The organism is Anaplasma phagocytophilum, from assembly GCF_023476575.1.
Classification (GTDB): Bacteria; Pseudomonadota; Alphaproteobacteria; order Rickettsiales; family Anaplasmataceae; genus Anaplasma; species Anaplasma phagocytophilum_A.
The window spans coordinates 1-2,787 of the sequence record NZ_JAHLEX010000026.1; the positions used below are offsets into that span (position 1 = coordinate 1).

Genomic DNA, 2,787 nt, shown 5'->3' on the forward strand with positions numbered 1-2,787 from the left:
CTGCCCGTTGGGAACGTATACGCTCACTACCCTTATTCTCTTCTTACCAGCGCACTCCAGCGTACACTCTATATATCGTGATTCCTCGGAAGAATAACTCCCAGCGCATTGTAGTTCTTTCCCTTCGTCTAAAACGCTATAGGAAACTACTTCCACTACGGGCAACTTACTTATTATCGCAACTCCATTTCTAGATTTCTGACCATGCACGTAACATTTATAACCTAGTGCTTCTAGCTCAACAAAAGGAAACTGCTCATTTGTGCACTTTATCTCTTGCAGCATAGCAACGTCTATACTGTGCTCTGATAGCACACTACACAGGTGCTCTATTCTTTTTCTTATAGAATTGACATTCCATGTTATTACTCTGATCATACCGCGCACTAAACGTTTTAATTATGTATTAGGATGTTAGATAGTAAGCTGCTGAGCATGTCAAGTTGATCTTTTACCAAGGAGTGAGATTCCTAGGCTTAATACACATGTAGCATTGCCAAAGTGCATATTGATATTTTTCAAAATAATCCAGTGTGGTAACACGTAACATAATTTCACACTCTCTCAACACAGGCGGAGGTAGGGTACAACTTCCAAACTTCTAATGCGTAATAGAAAAGGCGCTATAAGCATAGGCGTGACCACAATGTTATTCACGCTAAAGGTAAATTACAGATATTTTAGCCACATATGCACATTTTTTACATGAAAAATCTTATGCCTAGGTTTAAGCCATGGGCAGAGAATTCAAAGTTCTGCAAATCATACGTGATACTATTACCTTCCTGATCGTATATTGTGTCGCTTTTATACTTCCAAGAGGTCCTCCTATAGATGTATCCTATATAAGCCGACAACCCAGAACTAAATTTATGTACTATACCCAATTTAAAATTTTTTACTACACCGAATAAGTCCTCAGAATGCCTTCTGAATCCCTGATATTGTAGTATTTTAGCAATACCAATTCCAGTGCCAACATATAAGCTCGATGACTCGTTCAGTGGATAATACCTGTAAAAACCGTAAGACATAGCCCTGGATCTTATGGTGAGCATATTCTGAACGGATGATGCAGCTAAGTCGTGTATTCCATATACATTCCTCATAGCCTTGACTATACTAAAACCATGCTGAGCATCAACGCTCAATGATGGTACAGCTTTAGCGCTATGAAGCTCAAACTCGTGGGAGTACTTACCGTTAAATATTGGCCATAATACTGAAGCAGACACTTCCCAGTTCGCCATTTGTGATTTATATCCTACATTAAAGGGGTCAGAATACACAACATTTCTCGTATAGCCTATTTTATACTCTACAGGGGTCAAAGCCTTTAAGTATGGCAATGCAACAGAAATATGTGAAAAATCCAGCACAGGTTCCTCCCCTCTCCACGGACAGCATTTGCACTTTTCCAACGGAAAACCTAAGAGAAGCGCCATGCAGAATCATGTATTAAATTTTTAACATTTTCAACTAAAAAATAAGTAAATCAATTATTTGTAGAGTAAAATATCCTATATCAAGATAGTACGCAAATATGAGCCCGATACAGAGTATGCAATATACGAGTACTTTAGCTCTTCAGCTACCTTTGGCATAGCGCCATTTACTTGATATGCCAGTATGGTATAGAATGGCATCATTGGCATTTGTTGGTGAGAAAAGGCTAGATTTTCTCTTGACGATCCATAGTGAATATTGAGATACTTTACGTTTGTTGTAGGCGTGGGGTATGTTGTGAAAGTTATGGGGTCTTTGAAGTCTGCTAAGAGCAGAGATAGGGACTGTAAGATAGTGCGCCGGAAGGGTCGCGTGTACGTAATCAATAAGAAAAAGCCAAGATTTAAGGCTCGTCAGGGGTACTAGTTCGTGGCAAGTGTTCTGCGGCGTGGTCTCGTCGGCGGGCATTGCGTGTATAGTATGTTGTGGGCGATTGCTTCACAGCTGTCTTTAGTGTTGGTAAATGCGCATCGGGCGGTTTTGTGCAATCTGTGGTGCTGTAGGCAGGGTAAGTGAAGCCTTTTGCAGTCGCATCCGTGTCCTTGCAAAAAGTCTTGAGGAGCTATAAAGTTACATAAAGATGTAAGGCTGGCCGTTGTAGTCTCTGTTGCTGCGCTTTCTGTTCTCATGCATGGTAGTATTTGCGGTGAAAATTTCAGAGCATGGTTTGCTTAGTGATGTGGTGATTTAGTTCACAAAAGTGCGGAGCTAGACTCTCAAAATGGTGTTGTGTCTGCTGAATACATGAGTACAGGGCAGGTTTTTTCCGAAACACTATGTAACTACCAGTGTTAGTGTGTGACTTTCAGTTTTGCTAACATAGTACTTTGAATGGACATGGTGCTATAGTGAGGTGCAACATGGTACCATGGGAGATTTATAGTGAGTTTCTATAGTAGGTACACGTTGCCTTGTCTGGTTATTTTTCAGTTTACATAGTTCACAGCGCCCCGACAGATACATCTCTGTTCTGCTAGAGTAATTAGATTGTAGTTACCAGCTATGTCCCATATACTTCAGGCTAAAATCATGCAGTAAGTCATTTGAGTAGACTGTATAAATACCGCTTCTTCAACTTTTGGGGTTTAGTTAGTTGAATAATTACCTTTTTATATTTTTTGTGCAACGAAATTAGAAGTCCGGTATGACTTCCATAAAGGGAAGGTAGCATATCAGCCGGTGGATTTGCAGCAAAACTTCAGGTTGTTCAATTCAATGTCGCCATGGAAGGGCTATAAGTAATTAAGGTGTAAACCGCCATTGTAGCAGTGTAGGGTATGG

The 2,787-nt window shown here is 40.3% G+C and carries 3 protein-coding genes and 1 pseudogene; 2 read left to right on the forward strand and 2 right to left on the reverse strand.

The window, feature by feature from the left end:
• The coding region (locus KPX09_RS02190) for an endonuclease/exonuclease/phosphatase family protein (protein ID WP_249548758.1) at window positions 1-378 on the reverse strand (378 nt) is incomplete at its 3' end.
• A gap of 323 nt (window positions 379-701) precedes the next feature.
• The gene (locus tag KPX09_RS02195; protein ID WP_249548759.1) at window positions 702-1,421 is read right to left on the reverse strand and encodes a hypothetical protein; all 720 of its coding nucleotides are present in this window, start codon (window positions 1,419-1,421) and stop codon (window positions 702-704) included.
• Between the two features lie 322 nt (window positions 1,422-1,743).
• Here KPX09_RS02195 and ykgO point away from each other — a divergent pair, with 322 nt between their 5' ends.
• Both ykgO and KPX09_RS05725 read left to right on the forward strand, forming a co-directional pair.
• Window positions 1,744-1,872, forward strand: coding sequence for a type B 50S ribosomal protein L36 (ykgO, locus tag KPX09_RS02200; protein ID WP_021799033.1), 129 nt, complete (start codon window positions 1,744-1,746; stop codon window positions 1,870-1,872).
• A 768-nt stretch (window positions 1,873-2,640) separates the two neighbouring features.
• A pseudogene (locus KPX09_RS05725) lies at window positions 2,641-2,748 on the forward strand (NADH-quinone oxidoreductase subunit C); the annotation flags it as partial.
• Window positions 2,749-2,787: the final 39 nt, after the last annotated feature.